The organism is Brevibacillus brevis NBRC 100599, from assembly GCF_000010165.1.
Classification (GTDB): domain Bacteria; phylum Bacillota; class Bacilli; order Brevibacillales; family Brevibacillaceae; genus Brevibacillus; species Brevibacillus brevis_D.
On the sequence record NC_012491.1, the window covers coordinates 4,870,631 to 4,892,591 of the forward strand.

General features: G+C 48.7%; 23 protein-coding genes. 6 read left to right on the plus strand and 17 right to left on the minus strand.

What is annotated here, in order from left to right; translation table 11 throughout:
• Positions 1–258: 258 nt before the first annotated feature.
• On the minus strand, positions 259–468 hold the full coding sequence (locus BBR47_RS23080) for a hypothetical protein (RefSeq protein ID WP_041749598.1): 210 nt from the start codon (positions 466–468) through the stop codon (positions 259–261).
• Positions 469–635: 167 nt separating this feature from the next.
• Between BBR47_RS23080 and BBR47_RS23085 the strand changes: the two genes are divergently transcribed.
• Positions 636–1,169 (plus strand): acyl-CoA thioesterase, encoded by a 534-nt coding sequence (locus BBR47_RS23085; protein ID WP_015892845.1) that lies wholly within the window; start codon positions 636–638, stop codon positions 1,167–1,169.
• A gap of 73 nt (positions 1,170–1,242) precedes the next feature.
• Here the strand turns inward: BBR47_RS23085 and BBR47_RS23090 are convergent, their stop codons facing one another.
• Positions 1,243–1,740 carry a GNAT family N-acetyltransferase gene (locus BBR47_RS23090; RefSeq protein WP_015892846.1) on the minus strand — a complete coding sequence of 166 codons (498 nt, stop codon included), beginning with the start codon at positions 1,738–1,740 and terminating at the stop codon, positions 1,243–1,245.
• Between the two features lie 31 nt (positions 1,741–1,771).
• Between BBR47_RS23090 and BBR47_RS23095 the strand changes: the two genes are divergently transcribed.
• The gene (locus tag BBR47_RS23095; protein ID WP_231850512.1) at positions 1,772–1,960 is read left to right on the plus strand and encodes a hypothetical protein; all 189 of its coding nucleotides are present in this window, start codon (positions 1,772–1,774) and stop codon (positions 1,958–1,960) included.
• A gap of 51 nt (positions 1,961–2,011) precedes the next feature.
• Here the strand turns inward: BBR47_RS23095 and BBR47_RS23100 are convergent, their stop codons facing one another.
• Entirely contained in the window at positions 2,012–4,921 is a 2,910-nt protein-coding gene (locus tag BBR47_RS23100; RefSeq protein ID WP_015892847.1) for a WG repeat-containing protein, read from the minus strand.
• Positions 4,922–5,124: 203 nt separating this feature from the next.
• Between BBR47_RS23100 and BBR47_RS23105 the strand changes: the two genes are divergently transcribed.
• Entirely contained in the window at positions 5,125–6,186 is a 1,062-nt protein-coding gene (locus BBR47_RS23105; protein WP_015892848.1) for an AI-2E family transporter, read from the plus strand.
• Between the two features lie 51 nt (positions 6,187–6,237).
• Here BBR47_RS23105 and BBR47_RS23110 read toward each other — a convergent pair whose 3' ends face one another.
• Complete coding sequence (locus tag BBR47_RS23110) at positions 6,238–7,131, minus strand: NAD(P)-dependent oxidoreductase (RefSeq protein WP_406797827.1); 894 nt, start codon at positions 7,129–7,131, stop codon at positions 6,238–6,240.
• 182 nt (positions 7,132–7,313) lie between these two features.
• Here BBR47_RS23110 and BBR47_RS23115 point away from each other — a divergent pair, with 182 nt between their 5' ends.
• Both BBR47_RS23115 and BBR47_RS23120 read left to right on the plus strand, forming a co-directional pair.
• On the plus strand, positions 7,314–8,012 hold the full coding sequence (locus BBR47_RS23115; RefSeq protein ID WP_015892850.1) for a cyclic nucleotide-binding domain-containing protein: 699 nt from the start codon (positions 7,314–7,316) through the stop codon (positions 8,010–8,012).
• A gap of 23 nt (positions 8,013–8,035) precedes the next feature.
• Positions 8,036–8,464, plus strand: coding sequence for a DMT family transporter (locus BBR47_RS23120; RefSeq protein ID WP_015892851.1), 429 nt, complete (start codon positions 8,036–8,038; stop codon positions 8,462–8,464).
• Between the two features lie 25 nt (positions 8,465–8,489).
• Here the strand turns inward: BBR47_RS23120 and BBR47_RS23125 are convergent, their stop codons facing one another.
• The 3 genes from BBR47_RS23125 to BBR47_RS23135 all read right to left on the minus strand — a co-directional run bounded on the left by BBR47_RS23125 (position 8,490) and on the right by BBR47_RS23135 (position 11,232).
• Positions 8,490–9,602: an aminopeptidase gene (locus BBR47_RS23125; RefSeq protein ID WP_015892852.1), complete on the minus strand. Its 1,113-nt coding sequence runs from the start codon at positions 9,600–9,602 to the stop codon at positions 8,490–8,492.
• Between the two features lie 574 nt (positions 9,603–10,176).
• Positions 10,177–10,650 carry an MgtC/SapB family protein gene (locus tag BBR47_RS23130; protein WP_016740341.1) on the minus strand — a complete coding sequence of 158 codons (474 nt, stop codon included), beginning with the start codon at positions 10,648–10,650 and terminating at the stop codon, positions 10,177–10,179.
• A gap of 189 nt (positions 10,651–10,839) precedes the next feature.
• Positions 10,840–11,232, minus strand: coding sequence for a hypothetical protein (locus BBR47_RS23135; protein ID WP_015892854.1), 393 nt, complete (start codon positions 11,230–11,232; stop codon positions 10,840–10,842).
• 187 nt (positions 11,233–11,419) lie between these two features.
• Here BBR47_RS23135 and BBR47_RS23140 point away from each other — a divergent pair, with 187 nt between their 5' ends.
• On the plus strand, positions 11,420–12,388 hold the full coding sequence (locus tag BBR47_RS23140) for an MraY family glycosyltransferase (RefSeq protein ID WP_015892855.1): 969 nt from the start codon (positions 11,420–11,422) through the stop codon (positions 12,386–12,388).
• 66 nt (positions 12,389–12,454) lie between these two features.
• On the opposite strand, the gene BBR47_RS23145 is transcribed toward BBR47_RS23140, so the two are convergent.
• From BBR47_RS23145 to BBR47_RS23190, 10 genes are all read right to left on the minus strand, one after another.
• Complete coding sequence (locus BBR47_RS23145; protein WP_015892856.1) at positions 12,455–13,318, minus strand: GNAT family N-acetyltransferase; 864 nt, start codon at positions 13,316–13,318, stop codon at positions 12,455–12,457.
• Positions 13,319–13,343: 25 nt separating this feature from the next.
• Positions 13,344–14,063, minus strand: a complete 720-nt coding sequence (locus BBR47_RS23150) for a 3'-5' exonuclease (protein WP_015892857.1) — start codon at positions 14,061–14,063, stop codon at positions 13,344–13,346.
• A gap of 152 nt (positions 14,064–14,215) precedes the next feature.
• Positions 14,216–15,118, minus strand: a complete 903-nt coding sequence (locus BBR47_RS23155; protein ID WP_041749599.1) for a serine hydrolase — start codon at positions 15,116–15,118, stop codon at positions 14,216–14,218.
• A 74-nt stretch (positions 15,119–15,192) separates the two neighbouring features.
• Positions 15,193–16,830 (minus strand): peptide ABC transporter substrate-binding protein, encoded by a 1,638-nt coding sequence (locus BBR47_RS23160; protein ID WP_015892859.1) that lies wholly within the window; start codon positions 16,828–16,830, stop codon positions 15,193–15,195.
• A 223-nt stretch (positions 16,831–17,053) separates the two neighbouring features.
• Positions 17,054–17,335: a DUF2325 domain-containing protein gene (locus BBR47_RS23165; RefSeq protein ID WP_015892860.1), complete on the minus strand. Its 282-nt coding sequence runs from the start codon at positions 17,333–17,335 to the stop codon at positions 17,054–17,056.
• A gap of 36 nt (positions 17,336–17,371) precedes the next feature.
• Positions 17,372–17,566, minus strand: a complete 195-nt coding sequence (locus BBR47_RS23170; RefSeq protein WP_015892861.1) for a YezD family protein — start codon at positions 17,564–17,566, stop codon at positions 17,372–17,374.
• 167 nt (positions 17,567–17,733) lie between these two features.
• Positions 17,734–18,699, minus strand: coding sequence for an ABC transporter ATP-binding protein (locus BBR47_RS23175; protein ID WP_015892862.1), 966 nt, complete (start codon positions 18,697–18,699; stop codon positions 17,734–17,736).
• Positions 18,689–19,675, minus strand: a complete 987-nt coding sequence (locus BBR47_RS23180) for an ABC transporter ATP-binding protein (RefSeq protein ID WP_015892863.1) — start codon at positions 19,673–19,675, stop codon at positions 18,689–18,691. Before BBR47_RS23180 ends, BBR47_RS23175 begins: the two co-directional genes overlap by 11 nt.
• A gap of 311 nt (positions 19,676–19,986) precedes the next feature.
• Positions 19,987–20,913 (minus strand): oligopeptide ABC transporter permease, encoded by a 927-nt coding sequence (opp4C, locus tag BBR47_RS23185; protein WP_015892864.1) that lies wholly within the window; start codon positions 20,911–20,913, stop codon positions 19,987–19,989.
• Between the two features lie 13 nt (positions 20,914–20,926).
• Positions 20,927–21,883 carry an ABC transporter permease gene (locus BBR47_RS23190; RefSeq protein ID WP_015892865.1) on the minus strand — a complete coding sequence of 319 codons (957 nt, stop codon included), beginning with the start codon at positions 21,881–21,883 and terminating at the stop codon, positions 20,927–20,929.
• Between the last annotated feature and the right edge of the window lie 78 nt (positions 21,884–21,961).

Sequence of the window (21,961 nt, forward strand, 5' to 3'; positions counted from 1 at the left end):
CATCAAAGGATGGTCGCTATATCCGTTTTTGGACATACTTCTCCCGTGATTGAGCCAGATCAAAGAAAACAGCGGTGGAGTATCCAATTCCTTTTGGCAAAGACAGTAATGATCTTTTTTTCATGTGGATACCCTCCTTTCCGCTGTTTTTACGTGCATACCATTTCGATATAGAGACGGTCGTAGCAACAACCGTTACATTATTATCCAGAAACTACTCCACAAGTATAGCGGCAAATGACATTACTGGCAACAGCATCAGTGTCTCTTTTTGCCGTTTCGCCAAAGCATATACACATTCGCAATGGAGGTCAGTACAAGTAGACCCAACAGGATGTTTGTGACAATCAATGTGTTCGTCAAATGCTGAATAGGTGCATGAATCACAGATACAACGCTCATCAGCTTGTTCGGAATATCATTGATCGAGGCAACCAGATTATTGAAATACTGCACATAGTCCCCCAAACCAGAAAACCTCCTCTTGCATACCTTATCCCGTCCATAGCCTTTGATAAAATTCGCCGCCTTACTCCACTGAAGAAGAATAGATCCATTTTTTTGTGGAACAATGAAAAGAAGAGAAGATTTTCATCATTCATAATCTGATTGCAAGAAAGAAGGGAGCTACCTTTATGACGATTCAACGTTTTGTTCGGGAGTCGCGCACGTTTAAGGCAAGCCATGTGCTGCCCCCAGATACAAACAATCACAATACGCTGTTCGGCGGCAGGCTGATGGCGCATATCGACGATGTTGCATCGATCTCTGCCATGAAGCATGCCCGGGGGCCGGTTGTGACCGCCTCCACAGATTCCGTCGACTTTTTGCAGCCAATCCGGGTGGACAATGAGGTTGCACTCGAAGCCTTCGTCATATGGACGCATAACACGTCGATGGAGGTATTCGTCAAAATTGTTGCGGAGGATTTGCTAACGGGCGTACGATGCGTCTGTGCCACATCCTTTCTCACGTTTGTAGCGATTGGCGAGGATGGGCGGCCTACCCCTGTACCCAAGATCGTGCCGGAGACGGAAGAGGAGGTATTCCTGCACAATGGTGCTGACGAGCGTGCTGCGGTACGAAAAATCAGGCGCAAGGATAACAAGCATCTCGCGGATATGCTCGGAACGAGACGTCCGTGGGAGCCATTACTGAACACCCCGTAACGCCAAAAGTCCCCTTACCTTTTACAGGCAGGGGACTTTTGGCTGTAGCTTCCTACCTTCAGCCAGCAGCTTTTTAAACAACGCACAAGCGATAGTGGAGAAAGTCATCCGGTGTTTCCGACTCCATGTCATAGGGTTCGAATCCATTTTTCAGCAACACTTTTTGCGAGGAGATGTTATCCAGTGTGGTTTTCGCACAGATCATTCTGACATTCAAGTGGGGAGCATGCCCCTCCAAAAAGAGCTTCAGTGCCTGTGAAGCCACTCCTTTTCCAGCGGTATCTTCCCCGACTCGATAGCCGAGATGTCCGATTCCTTCGTCTTTCTCGATGTCTACCAAATTCATTCTGCCCAAGATGTCACCCTGGCTGTTTTTGATGAGGCCAAAAAACGAGATACCTTGCTCCTGCTCGTCGAGCAAGGCTTGCAGCCCCCGTAAAAAATGGTCATATTGGTAGTAAGAGTCTCCCCGGCTGGGAACCGATTTTTCGAAAAAGGCGCGATTACGCACTTCAAATTGAAACAAGCTGGCTGCATCTTGTATGCTTAATTTTTCGACAGTAATCATCATGAGTACGTATCCTTTCTTGAATCGAGGTGGAATGAATTTGGCAGTTGCTTATTTGGAAGAAGGCACGTTTATCGCCTTTATTGCCTTTACGATATTTTTCTTTGTCGCTTACAAGCTCGATCAGATTTCGTTTGTTTCGTTCATTGTGTCCTTGGCCGTCTCGGCTTGCGTTCACGCTGCCTTCTATTGGTTAATTGTAAAATATTGGCCGTTTTTTTAATAGCACGTAAAAAGGCGCAGGATGAACACCCGCGCCTGTATGTTTATCTGCTCACAGCTTCGCTTCATAGGCCGCCAACAATTGAGCCGCTTGCTTGTTGTACTGGTTGACCAAGCCTTGAATGGCTTTTTGCCACTCGGCTTGTGGGAGCGGCACTCGCAGTTGATTGGCTGGCTTTCCATTCACGATCAGTGCTGTTGTGAGCATTTGCTGTTGTGCGTCACTGAGTGAAGTCGTCGTTAACACCTTTGGCTTGAGCACTTTTTTTCCTTTCAGGGAACGCATGAGCTCTGTCATCAAAATGTGCTGATACTCCGCGTACAAATTCATGGTCATGTAGTAGCTCATTCCCTCTCGTACCGGCACAATTCCCCGCTTCTGTGCCCACTCCATCACCTGTGGCGCCGTCATCGCTTGGCTTGTTTTGCCTGTCGCCATGAAATAAGCCACTCGGAACATATCCTCGTCACTCATAACAGAGCAGTTCTCATCTGCCTTGACGATTCCCTTGGACACCAGCTCAGCAAGTACCGCCTGCTTTCCTGCATCCTTCGGCAGATTTAAATAAAGCGCCAGATTGGCAAAAAAGTGGCTCTCGCTGTTGCCTCCAGCTGGCCAGCTATACGGTTTGCCGAAATCGATCAGCTCAAGCGGGCGTGCTCGCATTGTATCCGAGTAGGCCGTAAACGATTGGAACGTGATCGGACTATAGGAGACCACAGGTTTTTTCGTCAGGAATCTTGTAGCAAACTGCTCTTGCCCACCTTGATCGAGATAACCGAACTGGTCTTTGGTTGTGAATACATAAGGCGTCTGAACGTCTGCCTCGCTCCACACTTGTGGGAATACTTTGCTTGTTGGCAAAATCGCCTCATATTTGGCCGCTGTCAGCACCTTTCCTTCCAGCGACATAAGGCCGTACAATCCCGTCTTCTTGTCCTGGTAGGCAATGGCACCCGTCTTAAGATCATATACGTGCATATACTTCATGGACTGATAATCGCCCGTGCTTAAGCGGAGCAACTGTGGTGAATAGACATCCCATCCTGTAGTTGACTGAATCAATACCCGATCAAAATAAGATTCCGTGTGAAAACCGTTCACGCTCGTGAGCTTGCTTACGAGCTGGTTCCCTTCTTGCGCCCATACATCCTGGGTGCCGTCCAACCGTGCTGTCATCACGATCTTTTGATTTTGTACTATCATTTGGTTTGCATCACGATACACAAAATCGCTCACGGCCTGGAGTTGCCCGTCATCGACCTTGATCATCGCCATTCCGACATTCCCCGCTCTCACACCCATCGTGTATACGGAATCAGCAACTTTGATCAAGGTAAGAGGCGGTCCGTCGTTGCCTGATTTCCACACCGCGACTTTGATCTCCGTAGTCAACAGCTTGCCATCAGGGGTATAAAGATCCGCCCAATCGTGATCCATTGCAACGATGACATTGGTATCGGAATCCATATAAACATATTGGTAGAGCTTGCTGATTGGTTGGTTCGTCTTGCGGTCCACAATCATCTCGCCTTTTCCCGGCTCATACTTTTTCGTCAAATCATCGGACAACGTATTGGGATTGACAGCTTCTATTTGTTTCCCACCGATGCTGTATCGCAGCACCCTTCCATCCGGCTCTGTTACCAGCACCTCCCCCGTTACTCCCTCGTGGCGAATGATTCGATTCTCAACAGGAGACAGGACCAAGCCTTCATCTTCAGAATAAAGTCCGATTTTGTTTCCGTCCTTAATGCTAAGCATGCTGTAGCTGCCCAACGTCACATACGAGTCGAACCAAAAATCTGGCTCCTTGACTTCTTTTCCCCAGCCTGGGAGGATCGCTTTTTTCCCATCGCTGCGGACGAGCAAGCGCGCCGCTGGCGGACCTTCTACCGAAGAATAAGTGAACGGTATGACCGTTCCTCCTCCAACCTGGACGACTCCGTACAGATTCGTCTTAGGGTCCTGTCCCAACACATAGCTGCCATGCAAAAACTGGGCACCTTTTTTCAATGGATGTGACGTACCTTTGGATCTAGAATGATAAGTAATGATATCTCCAGAAACCGTGTAGTACACATCCGTATTTTGCTCGATCGCCACTTCTTTATATATGGGCTCTGCCAGCATTCGTCCGTCCTTCCACAGCCCTTGTCCCTTGGGGCCGATCACCTGAAAGTATCCATTGTTCCAAATATAGAGCGCATTGTATTTCGGCTCGAGTACGTACTTGCCATTGCGATCAATCAAGCCTTCTTTTCCACCGGATCGCACCTTGAGATAGGCAGTGTCAGGACCGCCTTCGTTTGGAATCAGTTCTGCTTTTGGCAGCGCAAACAGCTTTTTGCCGGAAGCAGGATCGTACATGATGAGCTCTTTGGGAGTAGTCGCGACGAAATAACGCTTTTGCTCCGCCTCTTTATTTTCCGTCTGATCAGGAGCAACGAGTTGTACCATCGACAGCTTGCCTGCAACTGGCGGAATCAGCACCTTTCCATCTACATGGATCACCATCGATGATTTTCCTGAGAACATAATCGCTGTCCCCTGCTCATTGGATAAATAATACGGATGCGCCCCAGCAAACTTCATGGTCGACAGCTTGTTCGTCTTCAAATCGATATATTGGAACCAGCCGCCTTTTTGAACAATCGCGATATTTTTGGAATCCGGAATGTCGATATAATCCCAAATCGCGGGAGTTATTTCTTTCCCTGTCCGCGCGTCGAGAATTCCTTTTTTACCGCCCTTTGTTACGATCATGTTTTTGGAAGATAGCTCAAAATCATCATAAATGGCCTGAGTGACCAGCTTGTTACCGTCCGTAAAACCGATCTTGTAGTCTGTTGTATACGGCTGAATCTGGGAAAACGTAGCCGCATGGACAGAAGAAGTCCACGCACTTGCCCCGAGTACGACCGCCGTAACGAGACTCACGGTTTTTGTTTTTATGTTCATTGGTGATTGGCCTCCCTTGTCAAACATTCCCTTCCTTTGACGCTTCGTTGGGCGAAATAGTTTCGTTGCACTTTTTCAAGCAACTGGAACCTTTTCTTTCCCTCCACTCGCTTTTAAGCGTGCTATAATTGTTCACACCGACGCAGTATAATCATCGTATACGGATGGGAGTGCTGAAAAGAGCACTTGGAAAGGATGTTCCCATGAATTTCTTTGCTGCCGCCTTGCAAAAGCCGGATGTAAGACGATTTGGGATTTTGGCGTTGTTTTGTTTGTTGCTTTACTCCTTGGGAAGTATGCTGAACATGGTTTTGCTTACCTTTTTAGTTACCTATTTAATGAATCGGCTGCATCAATACCTCACGCGTGTCACACACAAAGTCGTGCCGATCCATCCCAAGCTGATTCTCATTTTTCTCTATATGTTGCTGACGTTCTTTCTCGTTGTAGGTGGGATGAAAGCCATTCCGGCTCTGATTCACCAAACCGGACAATTGTTCCATTCCATCGAGGAAGTGTACCACCAAAATCAGAACAATGAGTTTGCCCCCTATCTTATGTCTGTTGTTGGGAAGCTAGATATGAAGGGCATCGTTCAAGGCAGCCTTGATTTTCTCGCAGTGGTCAGAAACGTTGGGTTCAATGTCTTTCTGGCAATTATTTTGAGCCTGTTTTTCCTGCTCGGCAAAGACAATGTCGTTACGTTTACCGCTCAATTTCGTACGAGCAAATTATCCTGGTTATACAACGAGATCGCCTACTTCAGTCAAAAGTTCATCCTGACCTTTGGCAAAGTAATCGAAACACAGTTGTTGATCGCCTTATTCAATACGACCTTCACCGTCATCGGTCTATGGATCATGGGCTTTCCGAATCTATTGGGACTCGCGATCATGGTCTTCATACTGGGACTCATTCCGGTTGCAGGTGTCGCCATTTCATTGATTCCACTCAGTGCCATCGCCTTCAGTGTCGGTGGTATCCCAACCGTCGTCTATTTGCTCATCTTCATCATGGTGGTTCACGCGCTGGAAGCATATGTGTTGAATCCTCGCTTAATGGCGACGAAGACTCACTTGCCAATTTTCTACACGTTTATCGTTTTGATCTTTTCAGAGCATTTCTTTGGAGTATGGGGACTAATTGTTGGAATTCCGTCCTTTGTTTTCTTGCTCGACATCTTGGAAGTGAAGAAAATGGAACAACCCCCTACCAAAAATAAATCTGTTCCAAAGGATGCACGAGATGTGCAAGTCAACACGTAACATGATGGACATAGAGAAGGAGCCCCTCGTGAAAAGGGCTCCTTTTTGCCTTTACTTGCCTTCAAACCATTTGATCAAAGCTTGCGTGCCGCTATCTGCCTCGCCGTTTGCTGCCAGTTCTTCATAAAGCGATTTGGAGAGTGCGAGTCCTGGTGTCATCAGCCCCATTTCCTCCGCTGCTTCCAAGGCGATCCCCATGTCCTTGATAAAATGTTTGACGTAAAAGCCAGGGGCAAAGTTGCCTGCGATCATGCGCGGCGCCAGATTGGACAGCGACCAGCTGCCTGCGGCCCCCGCTCCAATGCTCGTCAGCACTTTCTCTGGATCCAGGCCTGCTTTTTTCGCATACGCGATCGCTTCACATACACCGATCATGTTCGTCGCAATGCAAATCTGGTTGCACATTTTCGTATGCTGACCTGCACCTGGTCCACCCTGCAACACGACGTTTGTCCCCATGATCGTAAACACAGGCTCCATCGCATCAAATACTTCCTGATCGCCACCAACCATGATGGTCAGTCGCGCTTCACGTGCCCCCACATCTCCACCGGAGACAGGCGCATCTAGGGAATGCAGCTCGTGCTTTTTGGCTTCCTCATAAATATGTTTCGCCAGCGACGGCTTTGATGTCGTCATATCGATCAAATAAGTGCCCGGCTTCGCATTTGCCACAATTCCATCCGCGCCGAGATACACTTCCTCGACATCAGATGGGTAACCCACCATAGTGATGATGACGTTTGCCTCTTTTGCGAGCTCACTGACATGTTCCTTCCAAATCGCGCCGGCTGCCAGCAAATCTGCCGCTTTTTCCTTTGTCCGCGTGTACACCAGCACTGTATATCCTGCTTGCAGAAAATGGTTTGCCATGCTTTTCCCCATGACACCCGTTCCTACAAATCCAATGATTCTTTCACTTACAGGTAAAGCCATGTGAACCACTCCTTCGTTTCTCTCTTTCCTATTCTCTCGACAATTGTACTTCTCGAATCTATCCGAATATTCCTGCTACGCGTCTTCTGTGTTTCCATGCAAAAAGGGACATATGTCCTTTTTTTTCGCGCGCAAATGTCTTTTACTAGAGAGGGTATAACCTGCAAGCAAACGAGCAGGAGGCTTGATACATGAAAGAACTTCACGACCGTACCCTTTTGCATACGTTGGTGCAAAATAGTCCCTTGCCCGATATTTTTGATGCCGTTACTCTCCATGAAATGCGCCTGTATCAGGCTGAGAAGGGTGATATCCTCTGTTCGAAGGGCGATCAGCTTCACCATATGTACTTCATTCTGAAGGGAAAAATCAAAATTTTCACGACGCTCCCTAATGGAAAATCGTTGTTGCTTCGCTTTAACAATCCACTCGCGATTATCGGAGACGTCGAGTATGTCACACAATGCGAGGTTCGCAATACGGTTGAGTTTGTCCATCGAAGTCTCGTGGTTAGTCTCCCCTTTCACGTTTTGCAGGAAAAGTACCAGAACCACCCGCCTTTTTTGCAATTCATTCTTCATAAAATCAGTCACAAGCTGTATACATCATCGAACTCCACCAGCCTGAACCTGCTGTATCCCGTGGAGAATCGCTTTGCCAGCTATTTGCTCTCCACATTGTCCAGCGATACAGGGTCGACGGCTTCCGAGGAGCTAAAGACGGCGAAGCTAACAGAGGTTGCCGAGCTGTTGGGTACGAGCTATCGGCATTTGAACCGGGTCATCCGCAATCTTTGCGCAGCATCCGTGATCGAACGCAAAAAAAGCGCACTAATTATCAAGGATCGAGAAAAAATCAGTGAGCTTTCAAGCGGAAACATCTATGAGTGATCAACCACATAGGAGGTCTTATTGTGCAAGGCATTCTCTTTTCGTTACTCGCTGGCGTTTTTATTTGTCTGCAAAGCGTGTTCAATGCGCAAGCCAGTACAAAGCTCGGATTGTGGCAAACCAATGCAATTGTTCATGCCGTAGGCTTTCTTGTATCGTTCTCGATCTTTCTTTACGTTCGTGATGGCGATTGGAAAAGCATCGGGGAAGTGAACAAGGTGTATTTGCTTGGGGGCGTTTTCGGGGCAGTGATCGTTTTTAGTGTGATGAAAGGCATTACGTCCATCGGGCCTGCTTATGCCGTATCGATTCTGCTCATTTCACAATTGCTCGTCGCTCTGCTCATTGATTCACTCGGCCTGTTCGGTGTGCAAAAGGTTCCAATCACCTTGAACAAGATCATCGGAATCGGCATCATGATCGCAGGCGTAGTCGTTTTCAAACTCAAATAAAGGAGGAGGGCATTATCGCCCTCCCCTACAGGATCAATTGCTCCGGATTCAGCCCCAGCAACGCCTCATGTACAAACCTTCCGTCTTTTCGAATGAGTACATCGTCAAACCAGATTTCGCCGCCACCGTATTCCGGACGCTGAATGCAGATCAGGTCCCAATGAATCGCACTGCGGTTGCCGTTATCCGCCTGATCATAGGCACGACCCGGTGTGAGATGGAAGCTGCCAGCGATTTTTTCATCAAACAAAGTATCCCCCATCGGGTGCAAAATGTACGGGTTAAACGCAATGGCGAATTCACCGATGTAGCGTGCCCCCTCGTCCGTGTCCAATATTTCGATAAGCTTGTCTGTATGGTTAGCGTACACCTCGACAATCTTTCCCTCTCGAAAAGTAAACCGGACGTTTTCAAACGTTGTTCCTTTGAAGTTGCTGGGCGTATTGTAGCTGATCGTCCCGTGAATCGAATCGCGCACGGGAGAGGTATACACTTCGCCATCGGGAATGTTTCGTTTGCCTACCGCTGTCCGCGTCCCAATTCCTTTGATCGAAAACGTCAGGTCTGTCCCTGGTCCGACGATGCGCACCTTGTCCGTTTTGTCCATGAGGTCGTACAACGGCTGGCACGCTTCGGCCATTTTCCGATAATCGAGTGAACATACGTTGAAATAAAAATCTTCAAATGCATCTGTCGTCATGTTGGCCTTTTGAGCAAGGGCCGAGGTCGGGTAGTTTATGCGCAGTCCTGTAATTTGATTGTCGACATGATGGAAAATGGAATCATACGCTTCTGCGTACAGACGGTATTTCTCCTGCGGAACATCCTTCATCTCACTGTCATTTGTCTCGCCATGAATGCCGATATAGCCCTGTATGCCAAACCACAGGTCCTTTTCCAACTGAACGGTCTGGGCAAGCTGCTCTTCGGTTAGCCCTTTCAACCATTCCCGCTGGACCTTTGGCCGTACAAAACGCAGGTGAGGATACGCTCCCTTCGCATACAGGCGCTTCACCAACTCCATTGCCAGCGCTTCTCCTTCATCCACGACCATGATCATAATATGCTGCTTAGCTTGCACATCCAGGCTGTACGAAATTAAGTTGTCGGCTATTTTGCCTAGTCTTTCATCTCTCATCGCGCACGCATCCTTTCAGATTTTCATTGCTCTTCCAGCATAACGCGCGTTTGTCAGAGGAATATCATCTGAAAACAAGTGATCACCACACTGTTGTGGTCGGGAGAAGCCCTGCCACATGTTTTCCAGTCGCCTATATCCTCTCTTCGTTCGGGCGGTCTCCTTCCAAACATGTGGCAGGGCTTTCGGACAGCAGTAAATTCCTTCGTGTTATTAAAACGTTTTGCAAGTTAACGCAAGGAAGCTTGTGAAAGTCAATTCAGTTGAAATAGAACATCTTAGAACCACTTTCAACGAATGAACGATTAGCTACGTAGGAAGAAGCGAATTTCCAGTCCAAGCGCCTCTGGAGCCCAACCTAGCTTCGGAATAAATGGCGGGGAATTTAAGCTTCACTTATGAAATACTTCCTCGAAACTTCTACGTTTGAAGCGCTCCCGCCATTTATTCCGAAGCGGACAGTCACACTTCTTGCGGGGCGTAGGCCGAAGCGTAGACTGGAAATTCGCTTCTTCCTCCCACTCGAGTCACTTATAAACGAAAAAGCGATGCTAATGCACCGCTTCTCCATGATTCACTTTCCTAACCGCTTGTGCTGGACATCCTCCACACGCTGACTGATCCTCGCAAGTACAAAGGAAATAATGACCGAGAATATCACAATGCCGTAAAATCCAGCACCGATCCCTATGCCAATCCCTCCAGCGAAAAAGATCATGGCTGCGGAGGTCAGGCCTTTTACTTTCAAGCCGTCCTTCAAGATAACGCCTGCTCCCAAAAACCCAAGACCTGTGACAATCTGCGCAGCCAAGCGCATCGGGTCCATCATCGTTCCGTTGCCAGGCGCACTGTACAGCTTTGTGCTGTAAATGGAAACGAGTGTGATGAGCGTGCAGGCTACAGACACGTACATATACGTTTTCAGCCCGGCAGGCTTGTTTCTGTGCGAGCGATCCCACCCGATGAACAAACCGAGAATCGCGCTCACCACTACCCGCACATACATTTCCAAGTCATACTGCACATACAACCATTGAAGAGTCTCCATCCTCGTCACCTTCTTATTGCGATAGAGACATGATATGTGCAGATCCGAAAAATAGACCCAGCATCGGAAACTTTTTAAACAGAAAAACGGACGCCTGTTAACCGTCCGCTTGTAGCTTGTACAACTATTCCAATGTTTTAAATTTAAGGACGGTATCATGCAGGCTACAAATAATCTGACATCCCTTTATTAAGGTCGATATCCGTACATACTGAAAACAAACAGCAAGCATAGATAGATAATCGCTGCGGGTACAATGGTAAGAGAAATGAGAAACCGTTTCTTCACACCGTTGGCATTTCGAAACAGCCAAAAGTAGATGAACAGCAGGATGAGAAGAAATGGGACAAAATAAAAGCCGAGCATGAGTCCCACCCAATCCGAGTTGGTTTCCCAGAACTTCTCTGGCACGGGCACCCGATGATATTCACTATATATCTCTTCTTTACGAGAGATAAATAGGTAAGATAGCACGAGATAGTAACCGAATATAACGAATTTCAGCCAAGGCTTGATCTGTTTCGCGGCGAGTGTTATGGAAAAAACGATTCCCAGAATAAACCATAATGCCATGTATTTCATCTGGATCCCTCCTACGAAGGATTATAGGGATCCGTTCTGTTGGAGATAAGTACCAACTTTTTTTGGTACCTCACCCCTCACGTGATTACAAGAGTCGACAAAATTTGGAATCCTTCCTATAATAGACTTGTCAAACAACACGGTATGCGGGTATCTTTGCATATAGAAAGCTCACTACCTGTAGGAGATGGTCACGATAACGTACGCTCTTTCGTTTTTACTGTCGTTTTGTATCGTTATGGTGCTGATTCCGCCTCTGGCTAAATTGGCATTTCGCCTTGATTTTGTGGACAAGCCACGTAAAGACGTGGAAAGAAAAATTCACCGGGAGCCTATCCCCTTGACCGCCAGCTACGCTATTTTTGTCGGCTTTGCTGCATCGTTTTTGCTCTTCTCGAAAGAATCGACTGGGCAAACGATCGCTGTTCTGTCAGGCTCACTACTGCTGCTGATTATCGGTACCATTGATGACTGGTACAAAACGCAAGGCAAGGATTTTTCCGCCCTGCCCAAGCTGATCGTCCAAATATCAGCCGCTGTGATTGTCTACTTGTCGGGTATTACTTTTTCCGGCTTTTACAATCCATTGAGTGGCGAATACATACTGCTCCCGCAATGGTTGCAGTTCATCCTGACCATCCTGTGGATTTTCGGAGTAACGACGGTCATCAATTTTTCGGATGGCATGGACGGTTTGGCTGGAGGGCTTTCTGCGATCTCCGCAGGCACTCTCTTCGTAGTCGCTTTGGTAAAAGGACAAAGCACATCTGCGATTATGGCCATCAGTCTGATCGGTGTTGCCCTGGCTTATCTGCGGTACAACAAACCGCCGGCCAAAATTTTCATGGGAGATGCAGGCGCGACCTTCCTCGGCTTTATCTTGGCGGTTATCGCGTTGGATGGTGCTTTTAAGCAGGCAACTGTTCTCTCCTTGTTCATTCCGATTTTAGCACTCGGTGTGCCGATTTTTGATAATCTGTTTGTGGTGACCAAGCGCTTCCTGCAAGGAAAGCCGATCTACCAAGCAGATGCCAGTCAGGTTCATTATCGCCTGCTGCGTTCTGGACTTAATCCAAAACAAGTCGTCACCTTCCTGTGCTTGATCAGTGTTTGCTTTAGTCTGACGTCTATTATCCTGCTCCTGCTCGGAGTATAGTTATTTATCGGTCACAACGAAAAATGCCGCTTGGGTCTAATCCCTGCGGCATTTTTTTATGAGCGATCATGCGAAGTCTCTCTTCGCTGTCGTGGTTGTCTGAAACGTCTGGAAGCCTGTCCGTTCGTACAACGCTATCGCGGATTCGTTGTGAGTACCTGTGACGAGATACGGCTGCAAGCCCTTTTCCAGCGTCTGGTTCACAAAAAAGCGGACAAGCTCTTTACCGTAGCCTTTGCCTTGATGCACGGGATCTACGAATACATCGTAGACTTCGCCATGTCCTGTGATGATCAAGGAGCCTACAAATACTCCCTCATGCTCGAACAAATAAATGTCCTCCCTCATCTCACCCAGCAACCAGCTTTTCCATGCGTTCATCGTTTTCTCAGGATAGTCTGCCAATCGGTATGGCTGAAGATCGATGCCTTTGCGCACCTCATAGTAGGCGTCACTCTGCGATTGAATGTACATATCCATATCAGACTCCGAGAATTTTCGTACGTCCAGTGTCGGCGCAGGCCCGATCTCTCCTGTGTATTTCATCAGATGATGTCCCCAGATAGAAGCAAAGCCTCTCTTGGCAAAAAAATCAGCACCTTGCCCGTGGTCTACCCGATAGGTAGCCATGACTGCCCTCGGCTTCTCCTCGTGCTGTTGCAGGTCCAGCCATAGCTGATCGAACAGCCGGGAGCCGATTCCTCGCTTTCGATGGTCTGGTCGTGTATAGACGTATATTTCTGCTGTCCCGTCTTCTCCAGAGGAGTTCAAATCATATGTTCCGCAGCCGATGAGTTGATCGTTTTCCTCCCAGATGAAAACCGTAGCTTTTTCCACGATATCAACAATCTCTTCTGTCCTCCAAAGCATCCCCTCGCCAATCATCGTCACGATTGACTCTTTGTCATTGGATTGTGCTTGTCGTATCATCTACGCACTCCTCCGCTCTCTCCCGCTAGCTCTGCTGGAAAGTTGCTGCTTCTGCGGCTTTTTCCAACTTCTTGCGATGTTGCAGGCAAGCCTCGCACCTTCTGCTTTTTCGTCCGAAAGCCGTGTAGTATTTGCTTTTTTTGCAAGACCGGCACGTAATGTACAACGAGCTCGACAAATTGTAGTTCTCTTCTGGCGTGTTTTCTTTCAAGTGTACGGTCTTGTTATATTTGATCAGCAAATGAGCTGTGTGGATAGCATCGACCAAGGCCGAGTGCAGCCTGCCCTCCTGGATGATTCCTGCCGTGTCGATCGCTTCTTTCAGACTCATCTGTTTGCGATCAGCCAAAAGCAGGCTAATTGGCGGCTGGATGTCATTGTAATTGCGCATCCAGTTGAAGTCCAAACCGAACCGCGCACAATGCTCGATCATCAGCCGCTTGTCGTCTTGCCCCCATGTGCACAGGTAGTATTCAGAATCGTTGCCAATCCACTTCAGAAATTCTGCGAATGCCCGGCGAAACGGGATAAAGGTTGGCATGTTCTCTTTATCGAGACCGATGAACTTACGGGTTCTCTCTGAGATTCGGCGCTCGATGGCTGGAAAGGTATAGCGCTGAAATGTGTCGACCTCCACGCCATTTTTTCCGGGTACGACTTTTGCCGCTCCGATCTCAATAATTTCCGGAATCTTGTCTCTCTGATAAGTCAGTGTCGTTTCAAGGTCAAAAACAATGATCTGCAAGCGTAATCACATCCTGTATGTATTGTCTCTATTATGGCTTGGATCGGGTACAGAAAGCAAAACAAAGACAAAAGGGCTACCTGATTGAAATGAAAAAGGATAAGAACCCATCGGATTCCTACCCTTGTTTATCTGTTTCGCTTGATGGTAACTCAATCTGCTGTACGTACATTTATCGCTTGCTCATAAATGGCCTTTGCAACACGGGCGATGGTAAGTTCTGCGGCTTCTGTGTCAGTCACATCGCGTGATAAGGCAGTGATCGCAACCATCCCTTTTTCTTCGGGCAAATAAATGATGCCAGCATCATTGACGACTGCATTGACGGTCCCTGTCTTATGCGCGACCTTTGTTCCTTCTGGCAACAAGTACGGCAGACGACTGTTGTAATGCTGACGTCTCATGATGTCTAGCATCAGCTCGCAGGAGGCTTCCGTGAGAATTTCTTTTCGCGCAATCATGATAAGCAGGCGGTTCAGCTCGGAAGGTGTCGCTACGTTATTGTCACGGGTAGGCATCGATACATCGTGGAGCAATTCGTAATTGCCTGACTCCTCCCGTCGCATGAACTCATCGAACCCCGCCTGCGAAGGTGCAGGCTCATTCATACCTACACAGTGGTTGAGGAGCTCCCAGCAATTATGCCGCAAATGAATCTGCGAAAGACCCAGCTCATGCATGTGCTCATTCACCTTGTCAATGCCGCCGATCAGCTCGAGGATTTGGTCCGTCGCATAGTTATCGCTGACAATCGTCATTAGTGTCGCCAAGTCTTTGACCGTTAAGGCTGCTCCGGCATCCAGCTCTTGCAAAATGCCTGACCCCGGCACGCGATCCTCCCATTTCAGTGTCACACGCTGGTCGAGACGGATTCGTCCTGCTTCCACCTCGCGCATCATGGTGACCATGATCGGAATTTTGAATGCACTCGCCAGTTGAAACAGCTCTTCATCCAGATGTCCTGCTGTCTCTCCTGTTTCCAAATGCATAGCTGCGATTCCAAAAATACCGGGTGCTTCCTTTAGCACGTCTTCTACTACTTGCTGCCATGTCATGAAAATTCCTCCCCCATCGCTCGCGAAACGGCCCACACATGGATTTTCGTATCGGCCATTTCTTTTCAGCGCTATTATTCTTTGTATCCCCACTTGAAGTCGATGTAGCCCAAAGGATCGACCGTGATGCCTTTTACCTTTTCATTTTGCACCCATGAATTGACACTGGAGTACACACCCGTGACCGGCATTTCTTCCATCAGGATGCTCTCCGCTTCAACCAGATACTGATTGCGTTTGGCCTCATCTGGTTCGGCGTACGCCTTTTTCACCAGTTCTACGTACTTCTCACTAAACCAGAAGGTAGAGTTATTGGAGCTGTACTTCTCCATCATCAGCTCCAGGAAGTTGACGGAGTCGTTGTAATCTCCCGTCCAACCTGTTCGGGAAATCATGTACTTCCCTTGCTCCTGATCGTCAAACATGACCTTCAATTCTTTGTTAATCAGCTTGACGTCCACACCGAGAGCTTGCTTCCATTGCGCCTGCAACGCTTCGGCAATCTTCTTGTTGAGGTCGGAGGTATTGTAAAGGTAGGTGATTTCGGGCAGCTTAGTGATACCCATCTCCTTCATTCCTTCTGCCAATAACTGTTTCGCCGTCTCCACATCGTTATCCTTGAAATATCCTTCCGGCTTTAGAGAAGCGGAAAGTGGGACGAAGCCCATCAAGGGGGTCTGTCCAGCCTGACCAATGTTTTCAGCAATGTCACTACGGTTGATCGCGTAGGCAAACGCTTTGCGGATTTTGCTATTCGTAAATGGCGGCTTCTGTGTCTGGAACAAGAGATAGTAGTTGGTCGCACGTTTCATGGTTTGCAGCTTGCCTTCGTCGCGCAACGGTCCAATGGCATCCGCAGGTAGTCCACTAATCGGGCCGCCTGCCCAATCCAGCTCGCCGCTATTGAACAGCTCCAGCTCGGTATTCGTATCTTCGATCATGGAAAACTCGATTTCGTTAAACTTCACGACGTCTTTGTCCCAATAGTGCTCGTTTTTCGCCAGCTCAATTTTGTTTTTATGCTGCCAGTTCACCAGCTTGAACGGCCCATTGGTCACGATGGATTCGGGCTTTTTCGCCCAATCGGGATTGGCTTCTACCACCTCTTGATTGACCGGATAGTAGAAGGTCGCAAGTGTCAGGAAGTAAGGAGTGGGGTTTTCCAAGGTGACTTGCAGTGTCTTGTCATTGACGACCTTAATGCCGACATCCTCTGCTTTCGCCTTTCCTTCGTAAAAGGCACGGGCATTTTTGATTGGATAGTACTTGTAGGCGGAGCCGCTGGCTGTCTTCGGATTGAGCACGCGCATCCAGCCGAAGGCGAAGTCTTGAGCCGTAACCGGGTCACCATTGCTCCATTTGCTGTCGCGTAAAGTAAAGGTGTACACCTTTTTGTCCGCCGATACTTGAATGTCGGATGCAACGGAATGGACTGGCTTGCCATCCTTGTCCAATCGAACGAGTCCGTCGTATAACGAACGGATGAAGGCACCAGAAATCACATCGTTGGACATGCCTGAATCAAGTGTTTCAGGCTCGGCAGCATTCATGTGCAACGTCTGCTCTACCGCACTCTGCACAGTTTCCTGCTGTGTTGGCGTTGGTTGCTGCTTGTCTGGTGTGGTTTGAGTCGGCGTATTGCCGCTGCTACAGCCTGCAACTAGTCCTGTAAGCAAAACGAAGAGACTCGTCATGACAACTGGTCTTTTCATGCTGTACCCCCTTGTTTGAGTCGGATATCTGATTATTGAATAAATATTCTGCAAATTCCGTGCCATTCGTGTTTTCGGTTGTTCTTTTGTTAGTTTTATTCTCTGCGGAATACTTTTACCAGAGTCGGTCCGACAAGTTTCTACCAATAGTCTCTGTCACGCAAAAAAGAAGTATTCATCGTTGAATACTTCTATTCATTCGCGCATATGGGAGCTGTCCTCTCTAGCTTATCGCTGGTTCATAAATGGCTACCGCATCACATGACCGCCGGCAAAAAACGATCGGGACATGCTTTTGCTTCGCCAGCTTCTTTATATTTTTACTCAAGCTGTGACTCACGAAGTTAATAAAGACAAGAACAAGCTCCGTATCAGAAGGAATCGTCGCCTTCACATCGGATTTTTTGCGACCTGATACGTGATAGACATTCTGGAACCCTTTGTTTTGCAACAAGCTCTCGATTTCTCCTACCCGATCTCCTCCAACCACAAGAACGCCTGCCATAGTCCTTCCTCCTCTCTTTTCCCCATGCTTTTTCTTCTATTTTCCGGTCCGCGCTTGCGAAATCTTTGCCTCAGGCTTTTCCACCGGGAGTCTGTATTTTTCCGTTCGCTCAATCTGAACGACCTGTGAATCGTGGACCACAATATGTATGGAGCCGTATTCCAGACCGTCCAGTGCGCGTGCGATTTTCTCAAGTAAGAGATCATCTAGGGAAACCTCATTCTTTGCCACGGGGATCACCTTCCTCTTTTGTCAAAATCAATACATATTATTCCTACCTACTTAGTGTGTTTTATAGTCTGATAATACCCCTTGATCCCGACTGCTGTCAATGTCAAACAGTTTAGGCATCAAGAGGCTTTTCTCACCTCATTCTCCTTCGATTGACTTCATTCCCGTTACACCAAATGGCAGGCGACAAATCGGTCCGTGCTAACCTCACGAAAAGCAGGCATTTCCTGTCGGCAAATCTCTTTCACATACGGGCAGCGCGTGTGGAATTTGCATCCTGCCGGAGGATTCGCCGGACTTGGCATGTCTCCCTGCAGGACAATGCGTTCGCGCTTGTACTTTGGGATCGGGAGCGGCACAGAGGAGAGCAATGCTTTCGTGTACGGATGGAGCGGCTCCAAAAACAACTCATCACGAGATGCCAGCTCCAGCAATGATCCCAAATACATGACCCCGATCCTCGTGCACAGATGCTCCACGACGCTCAAATCATGGGAAATAAATAAGTACGTCAGCTTCCTTTGCTCCTGCAACTCTGCAAACAAATTGATGATTTGGGCTTGGATCGACACATCCAGAGCAGATACTGGCTCATCCGCGACGATAAAATCAGGATTCATCATAATGGCTCGTGCGATACCGATCCGTTGACGCTGACCTCCCGAGAACTCATGCGGATACCGATCAACATGATAGGGCGCCAATCCACATAAATTCATGACCTCTAAGACCCTTTCCCTGACCTCCGCTTGTGGAAGCAGCCCGTGATCAAGCAGCGCTTCTCCCAGTGCTTCTCCGATTCTCACGCGCGGATTCAGCGAGCTGTACGGGTCTTGAAAAATATATTGCATCCGTGGACGCAATGCTCGGAGCTCTTGGCGATTTAAAGCGTGCACATCGATACCCTGGAAGCGGACTTCTCCCTCTGTCTTTTCCAAAAGGCGAAGGATGGTGCGACCTGTCGTACTTTTCCCGCTGCCGGATTCACCGACCAGCCCGAACGTCTCCCCTTTTTGAATCGAAAAGCTGACGTCATCCACTGCTTTAACCTGGCCGATCGTCCTGCCTAATAGCCCTCCGGTAATCGGGTAATATTTTTTCAATCGGCGCACTTCCAGCAAATTATTTTCCACCGGCGATCTCCTCCTCATACAGCCAGCACGCGACCTTTCTACCGTCTCCCCCATCACGCAAAGGCGGCTGCTTCACCCGGCAAATGGCCAAGCACTGATCGCATCGCTCAAGAAAATAGCAGGCTTCACCGAGTGTCGTCGGATTCGGTACTTGACCAGGGATGGAATACAGCTTGGCTCTGCGTTGATTCAACACAGGCTTGGAGCGGAGCAAGCCTTGTGTATACGGATGCTTCGGCTCCTCAAACAGCTCGACGACCGGAGACACCTCTACCACTTTCCCTGCGTACATCACGACCACTTGATCGGCCATTTCCGCAACAACACCCAGATCATGCGTGATAAATAGAATCGCAGTTTGGGCTTCCTCCTTGATTTTGCGAAGTAGATCGAGAATTTGTGCCTGAATGGTCACATCCAAAGCAGTCGTCGGCTCATCGGCGATCAACAGGCGCGGATTGCAGGATATTGCGATCGCAATCATTATGCGTTGCAGCATGCCTCCGCTCAATTCATGGGGGTATGATTTTGCGATTTCTTTTGCCCGTGGGATTCCGACTAGCTCGATCAGTTCAATGGCTCGTGCTTGGGCTACTTTTTTGCTTAAGCCCTGATGCTCCATGATCGGTTCCATGATTTGCTCACCGATGGTCAGTACGGGATTGAGGGACGACATCGGCTCTTGAAAAATCATGGCCAGCTCATTGCCGCGGAGCTTGCGCATTTCTTCTTTGCTAACTTTTCGCAGATCACGGCCTGCAAACCATATCTCACCCGAAACGATACTGCCTACCGCCTCTGGGATTAGTCCCATCAATGACATGGCTGCCGCGCTTTTGCCGCAGCCTGACTCGCCTACGATGCATACGGTCTCTCCTTCATGGATACGCAGATCGAGGGCATCGACTGCTTTGACCACGCCTTGTTCGGACTTGAAGTAGGTGCTTACATTTTGGATTTCGACTAGAGCATTCATGCTTGGCTCACCTGCCTTTTCTTGTATTTGAAGAAGCTGTAGTGGGGAGGGAGAAGTGATTTCCAGTCTACGCTTCGGCCTACGCCCCGCAAAGATGTATCACTGTCCGCTTCGAAAAAAATGGCGGGAGCGCTTCAAACGTAGAAGTTTCAGGGGAGTAATCCATGAGTGAAGCTGAAATTCCCCGCCATTTTTTCCGAAGCTGGGATGGGCTCCAGAGGCGCTTGGACTGGAAATCACTTCTCCCTGCGCTGCTTCAGTTTTATCTTGAAAGTAGGTTCAAGAAGTTATAAATCATTCAAAAACACCCATCAACGCTTCTGCTTCGGGTCCAAAGCATCTCGCAATCCATCCCCCAGCAAATTAATCGAGATGACAGTAGCGAAAATAGCAATACCCGGAGGAACCCACAGCCATGGTCTTTTCTGAAAATCGATTAAGGTATTCGCTGCATCCATCATATTGCCCCATGTCGGGGTTGGCGGGACGACTCCGAGGCCGAAGTACGATAATACGGATTCGCTCAGGATCGCACCACCGACGTTCAAGGTGGCAACGACAATCAAGAGTGGTGTCAGATTGGGCAGCAAATGGAAGAACAGCTTGCGTCTGTCGCGCAGACCGAGTACTTCTGCTGCTTGCATGAATTCACTTTCACGCAGGGTGAGCATCTGGCTGCGGACCATTCGCGCCAAGCCGGGCCAGCCGATCAGGCTCAGCATGACCATGACGATATAAATGCGGTAGTCGGTCGGGATTTTCCACTCGGAGAGGACTGCGCCCATAATAAACAAGAGCGGCAGACCAGGAATGGTCATGAGCACGTCTGCTACACGCATGATTACTTGATCGACCCATCCGCGGTAAAAGCCAGCCAGTGCCCCGAGAAGGGCGCCAATGGAAACGGAGAGCACCATGGAAGCAATGCCGACTGTCAATGAGATTCGGCCAGCCTGCATCAATCGCGTCAAAATGTCTCTGCCCAAGCTGTCCGTCCCGAGCCAATGGGAGAAGCTTGGCGGCTTGTTGATCATGGCCGTATTAATCTTGCCGGATGCGTACGGAGAAAAAAACGGACCGATGAAGCATCCCACTGCCATAACGAGTAAAAACACAAGTCCAACCATGGCCAGACGCTTCTTTTTCAGTCGCAAAAAAGCCTCGTGCCACAAGGAAGAACGCAACGTTACCTGCTCCGGTCTCGTCACCTCCGCTACTTCACTTACCGTCGATGCCATCGTTTTTCCCCTCCTATTTCAACCGAACCCGTGGGTCGGCCACTCTGTACAGCAAATCAGCAGATAAGTTTCCGATGACGGTGAGAATCGCCAGGAACATCGTAAAGCCCATCAAGAGCGGGTAGTCCCGTACAGAAAACGCCTGCATGTACAACTGTCCGACACCGGGCCAGTTAAAGATTTTTTCCGTGATGATCGCCCCACCAAACAGAGCTGGCAGCTCAAAGCCTAACAGTGTAATGGCAGGCAGAAGCGCATTGCGCAGCGCGTGCTTGTGCAGGACGACTTTTTCCTTCAGGCCTTTTGCCCGGGCCGTGCGCACGAAGTCTTGTTGAATGACCTCCAGCATGTTCGTGCGGAAATAGCGGGTCAGCGTCCCCACGCTCAGCAAAGTTAGCACCGTCACAGGCAAAAACATATGCTGAACCACGTCCCACGCATAGGTGAGCCCTGTTTCCTTGCTGCCGATCATCATCATGCCCCCTGCGGGAAACAGCTTGGCATCGACGGCAAACAACTTGATAAACAGCAGCCCAACGAAAAAGACAGGCAGCGACATCGCAGCAAAAACACCGATCGTCACGAGCGCATCGAACCAGGAATGCTGCCTTGCAGCAGACAGAACTCCGATTGAGATCGCGATCAGCCATGTAAAAAAGGTGGAGGTAATCGCCAGCAAAAACGAATTCCAGATGTAATCGTTTAGCAGCGACATCACCGGCTGTTGGTATTGCAGAGAATAACCAAAATCGCCTTGGAGGGCGTTTTTCATCCAGATGAAATACCGTTCGACGACAGGCTTATCCAGCCCGTACATCGCTTTTAGCTCCAGCTTTCGTTCGGCTGTCAGCTTGAGACTCGTATCGACGAAATCACCGGGCGTTAGGGCATACAGGAAAAAAATTAAAATGGATGCGCCGAAGAGCGTCAATGCCATGTAAAAGACCCTTTTCAGGAAGTAGGACGTCATCGTTTGCCTCCTTTCATGCTTGGGAAAAAAAGAAAGCCCAGCCCCAGGGCCGGGCACAACATTCGTGAGTCAGTTACT